The 5,542-nt window shown below is 66.7% G+C and carries 4 protein-coding genes; all 4 read left to right on the forward strand.

Translation table 11 applies throughout. The features are described from left to right. Positions 1-868: FecR family protein (locus B2X67_RS02245; RefSeq protein WP_286784475.1), on the forward strand; the 868-nt coding region annotated here is incomplete at its 5' end. A 145-nt stretch (positions 869-1,013) separates the two neighbouring features. Beyond that, positions 1,014-3,689, forward strand: a complete 2,676-nt coding sequence (locus B2X67_RS02250) for a TonB-dependent receptor (RefSeq protein ID WP_286784476.1) — start codon at positions 1,014-1,016, stop codon at positions 3,687-3,689. A gap of 83 nt (positions 3,690-3,772) precedes the next feature. Beyond that, positions 3,773-4,384: a heme acquisition protein HasA gene (locus tag B2X67_RS02255; protein WP_286784477.1), complete on the forward strand. Its 612-nt coding sequence runs from the start codon at positions 3,773-3,775 to the stop codon at positions 4,382-4,384. Positions 4,385-4,538: 154 nt separating this feature from the next. After that, the coding region (locus tag B2X67_RS02260; RefSeq protein WP_286784478.1) for a type I secretion system permease/ATPase at positions 4,539-5,542 on the forward strand (1,004 nt) is incomplete at its 3' end.

Below are 5,542 nucleotides of genomic sequence, written 5' to 3' on the forward strand. Positions count from 1 at the left end.
CCCGCGGCACGCCCGGGCGCTGGCCTTCGCCGAGGACACCTGGTCCGCCCTCGGCCAGCTCGGCGCGGCGCCAGTGGAGACGATCCCCCTCGCCATGCCCGCGCGCGCGAGGCCCGTGCCGCGGCGGCCACGACGACTGCTGCGCCGCCTGGCGATTGCCGCCAGCCTCCTGCTGGCGCTCGGCCTGGGGATCGAGCAGGGTTCGCAGAGACTCGTGCCCTTGCTCGCCGACGCGTCCACCGGCACGGGCGAGATTCGCTCGCTGCGCCTGGCCGACGGCAGCCTCGTCGAGCTGGATGCGCAGAGCGCCATCGACCTGGCCTACAGCGACAGCGAAAGGCGCGTGCGTCTGCTCAGGGGCGATGCCTATTTCCATCCCGCGCCGGTGAGCGCCGAGGAACCGCGTCCGTTCGTGGTGGAAAGCGCGGGCGGCAGCAGCCGTGCGCTGGGCACCCAGTTCGTCGTCGGCGAGCGCGGCAAGGGTGCCTGGACCGGCGTGCTGGAGCACAGCGTCGGCGTGACGATGGACGACGCACCGCGCGAAGGTTCGCGCGAGCGGGTGTTGCAGCAGGGGCAGAGCGCCAGCTACGACGCCGAGCACGGCGTGCAGCCGCTGCAGATCGACCTGCAACGCGCCACCGGCTGGCGACGCGGCATGCTGGTGTTCGAGGCGGTGCCGCTGCAGCAGGTCGTCGCGCAGATCAATCGCTACCGCCCCGGTCACCTGATGATCGCCGATGCCGATCTGGCGCAACGCGAGGTCAACGGCATGTTCCGTCTCGACAGCCTGGACCGCGCGCTGGACACCCTGTCCACCGAACTGGGCGCCAGGCGCCTCGACCTGCCGGGGCTGACGGTCATCTACTGAGCCGGCGGCTGTCACCCTCGACAGCCGTTATCCCCGCGTAAAAAAAATTCCTGATCGTATTACTGAGTTTCTCCGCCTGGGGCGTCTTCCTGTTGAGAGTGATTTGCATTAAGCGAAAACACACAGGAATGGCTAGGGGTAACGGATGAGGATCGAAGGAAGAAAACGCAGGCTGCCGGGGGGGATGGCCTGCGTCGTGGTGATGGGACTGGCGGCCTGCGCCTGGGGCGAAGCGGGCATGGCGCAGCAGACCGCGCCAGCCGTGGCAACGGCGGCCAGCAACGAAGTGGCGTTCGATATACCCGCGCAGGCGCTGGGCAGCGCGGTGATCAGCTTCGCCGAGCAGTCCGGCCTGCAAGTGTTCTTCGACAGCCGCACCCTGGCCGGGCTGCGCAGCTCGGCGCTGAAAGGCCGCTACGCACCGCGCGACGGGCTCGCCCAGTTGCTCGGCGGCACACCGGTGAGCTACCAGTTCGGCGAGGATCGCCAGGTCAGCCTGCAGCGTCTGCCCGACTCCAGCGGTGCGCTCGAGCTGGGCACCCTGCGCGTCCAGGCCAGCCAGGCCGATGACTGGCTCTACGAGGCGCCGCGCTCGGTGACGGCGATCAGCCGCGAGCAGCTCGACCGCAACCCGCCACGGCACGCCGCCGACATGCTCGAGGAGAGTCCCGGCGTGTACAGCGCGGTCAGCCAGCAGGACCCCGGATTGTCGGTGAATATCCGTGGCATCCAGGACTACGGCCGGGTCAACATGTCGGTCGACGGTATGCGTCAGAACTTCCAGCAGAGCGGCCACCAGCAGCGCAACGGCACGATGTACATCGACCCCGAGCTGCTCGCCGGGGTGACCATCGAGAAGGGCGCGACCTCGGGCATGGGTGGCGCCGGCGTGATCGGCGGCGTTGCCGACTTCCGTACCCTGGATGCGCGCGACTTCATTCACGAGGGCAAGGAATTCGGCGGCCGGGTGCGTGTCACCAGCGGCCTGGGCGGCGATGCCAACGGCACCGACTTCATCGGCAGCGGCGTTTTCGCCTTGGGCAACGACATCGGCGACCTCCTGTTCGCCGCCAGCGAGCGCCACCTGGGCGATTACGATCCGGGCACCCACGGCAGCATCGGCGAGTTGCGTACCGGCTCGGCGAGCAACCCGGAGATCGAAGATCGCATCAAGAACTCCAGCGTCGACTACAGCGGCTCGACCATGCGCTCGCGGCTGGCCAAGCTGGGCCTGAACCTGCCCTTCGACCAGCGCGTGCAGTTCAGCTACCTGCGCACCCAGGTGTCCTACGCCGACGCCAACATGATGGACGTGGCGGACGCCGATCTGTGGGAAAAGCTCGGCGACAGCAACGTCGTCTCGCAGAACTTCGCCGTCGACTACAGCTACGCGCCGGACAATCCGCTGGTGGACTTCAAGGCCAAGCTCTATTACGTCGATACGCGCAACGATCAGAGCACCCTGCCGCGCGGCACCGCCCAGGGCTATTCCATCACCTACCAGACCGACACCTACGGCCTGCAGGCGCAGAACACCTCGACCTTCACGCTCGGCGATGCCTCGACGCTCAAGGCCAACTACGGGCTGGAGTTCTTCTACGACAAGGTGCGCCCGGAGTCCGACCAGGCCGTCGTTTCCTCCTCGCCCAACGATTTCCCTTATTCCGAGGGCATGACGCCCGAAGGGTCGCGGGCGATGGGCAGCCTGTTAGCGCGCCTGGATTACGACTACGACGGCTGGCTCAACCTCAACGCCGGCCTGCGCTACGACCGTTACCGTCTGCGCGGTGATACCGGGATGAACATCCGCACTTTTTATCTGGATGGTTCCAATCAGCAACACAACCAGCCGCTCCTGTATGACGTGGATCGGGAAGAAGGACGCTTTTCGCCAACCTTCGGCATAGGCGTGAAGCCCGGGCTCGACTGGCTGCAGCTGTTCGCCAGCTACGGCAAGGGCTGGCGGCCGCCGGCGGTCACCGAGACCTTGATCAGCGGACGCCCCCACGGCGGCGGCGTGGAAACCATGTATCCCAATCCCTTCCTCGAGCCGGAGCGCTCGAAGTCCCTGGAGGTGGGCTTCAACGTGCTCAGGCAGAGCCTGTTCACCCGTGAGGACCGCCTGGGTATCAAGGTCGCCTACTTCGACACCCGGATCGATGACTTCATGTACATGGGCTTTGGTCTGCGGCGTCCCGGTTATGACCCGATCGCCAACATCGGCACGGTGGCCTACGTCAACAACCTGGAGACCACGCGCTTCCGTGGCGTGGAATACAGCCTCGACTACGATGCCGGCGGCTTCTACGGCAATCTCAGCTACACCCACATGATCGGCAGCAACGACTACTGCAAACGTACCGCCTGGCTGGGTGGCGTGGAGTCTCCGGTGTACGGGACCGGAGGACGGCGGCCACCGATCATCGGCATGGAGCCGGACGAGGCGGCCAACGCGCTCGTCAACTGCGGCGGCATCATGGGCACCGCCGAGCACATGCCGATGGACCGCGGCAGCCTGACCCTGGGCGCCCGCCTGCTAGACCGCACGCTGGATGTCGGCGTTCGCGCGCGCTACAGCGAAGGCTTCTCCATGACCCAGGACGACGTTGAGGCCGACGGTAGCTACACCTATTCGGCCGACTGGAAGCAGTACACCGTCTACGACCTGTTCGGCAGCTACAAGGCCAGCGACGCGCTGACCCTGCGCCTGGCCCTGGAGAACGTCACCGACCGCGCCTACCTGGTGCCGCTGGGCGACGTCCTGGCCTTCACCCTCGGCCGCGGCCGCACCCTGCAGGGCACCCTCGAATACAGCTTCTGACCCGCGTTCGCCCACGCTGGGCAACACCGTCGCACGGCCTGCGTGCGGCGGCTCTTCAGTGAAACCTGCAATGGAGAAATAGCATGAGCCTTTCCATCACCTACACCACGACCTACGCCAGCTGGACCGTCAGCGACTACCTGGCCGACTGGGCCGGTTACTTCGGCGATGCCAATCACCGCATCGGCGAGGTCGAGGATGGCGTCAACACCGGCGGCTTCTATCCAGGATCCCTTGATGGAACGCAGTACTCGCTGACCAGCCCGAACAGCGACGCCGGCTTCATTGCCGAGGGCGACCTGACCTACACGCTGTTCAACAGTCCGGCCCACACCCTCTGGGGCGAGTTGGACAGCGTTTCCTTGGGTACGGATCTTGTCGAAACTGGCAGCGGTTTCGATTTTGCACCGGGCGGTTGGGAGGTCACCTTCAGCGGCCTGGGCCTCTCGACCGACGTCGCCGACCTGACCACCACCAACCAAGGCATCGTGCATGAGGTGATCTACGGCCTGATGTCCGGCGATGCCACGGCGCTGGAAGGTGTGCTCAACGGCCTGCTGGACGACTACGGCGTGTCCACCGCCGACACCTTCGACGTGGTGGCGGCAGCGCTGGCGGCCGGCCCGTTGGGCGTGGAGTCGGCGGAAACCGTCGGTGTGCAGGCCTACGCGGACGATCTGGCCCTGGCGGCCTGATTCGCGGGCAATAAAAAGCGGACAGGAATCGCTCCCTGCCCGCTCGTGCGATACAGCCGTCGCGGCCGAAGTTCTCAGGCCGAGGTCGCGACGGCTGGATTCTCCTCAGCGTCCCCGGACGCGTCAATGACCTTATCGAATTCAGGGTGAAGCCGTGACCCCGCACGCCCCGCGCTCGCGCAACGAGATTCTCCAGGCCCTGGCCGCGTTCCGCGCAGGTTTCGTCAGCGTCGGTTGCTTCTCCGCCGTGATCAACCTGCTGATGCTGGCGCCGGCGCTGTACATGCTGCAGGTCTATGACCGCGTGCTGGCCTCCGGTAATCCGATGACGCTGCTGATGCTGACCTTGATGGTGGCCGGCCTGTTCGTCTTCATGGGCGTGCTGGAATGGGTACGCAGCCTGCTGATCATCCGCCTTGGTACGCAGCTGGACCTGCGCCTCAACGCGCGGGTCTTCGATGCCACCTTCGAGGCCAACCTGCGCGACCCGCGACAGAGCAGCGTGCAGGCGCTCGCCGATCTGACCAGCCTGCGTCAGTTCGCCACCGGTAACGCGCTGTTCGCGTTCTTCGATGCGCCCTGGTTTCCCCTCTATCTGGCGGTGATCTTTCTCTTCAGTCCCTGGCTTGGCTTGCTCGCCCTGGGCGGAGCGCTGCTGCTGATGGGGCTGGCCTGGCTCAACCAGCGTCTGTCGCGCGAGCCGCTGGCCGAGGCGGGGCGGTTGTCGATTGCGGCCAGCCAGCAAGCCGGCGGCAACCTGCGCAACGCCGAAAGCATCGAGGCGATGGGCATGCTCGGTGCCCTGCGCCAGCGCTGGTTCGCGCTGCATCACGGTTTTCTCGCCGAGCAGAACCTCGCCAGCGAACGCGCCGCCGCGCTGGGTGCCTGGTCGCGCTACGTGCGCCTGGCGTTGCAGTCGCTGGTGCTCGGCCTCGGCGCCTGGCTGGCGCTGGACGGGCAGATCAGCGCCGGCATGATGATCGCCGGCTCGATCCTCATGGGCCGGGTACTGGCGCCCATCGACCAGTTGATCGGCGTATGGAAGCAGTGGAGCGGCGCGCGCCAGGCCTACCAGCGTCTGCTGGCGCTGCTCCAGGCGCAGCCGCCGCGGCAGTCCGGCATGCCGCTGCCGGCGCCGCGAGATCGGAAGAGCGTCGT

Source organism: Pseudomonas sp. UBA3153, from assembly GCF_002364635.1.
In the GTDB taxonomy this organism is placed as follows: domain Bacteria; phylum Pseudomonadota; class Gammaproteobacteria; order Pseudomonadales; family Pseudomonadaceae; genus Pseudomonas_O; species Pseudomonas_O kuykendallii.

Bases quoted from the DNA above. Each gene is read 5' to 3' on its own strand.
- B2X67_RS02250 (WP_286784476.1), top strand. From the start codon at position 1,014: ATGAGGATCGAAGGAAGAAAACGCAGGCTGCCGGGGGGGATGGCCTGC.
- B2X67_RS02255 (WP_286784477.1), top strand. From the start codon at position 3,773: ATGAGCCTTTCCATCACCTACACCACGACCTACGCCAGCTGGACCGTC.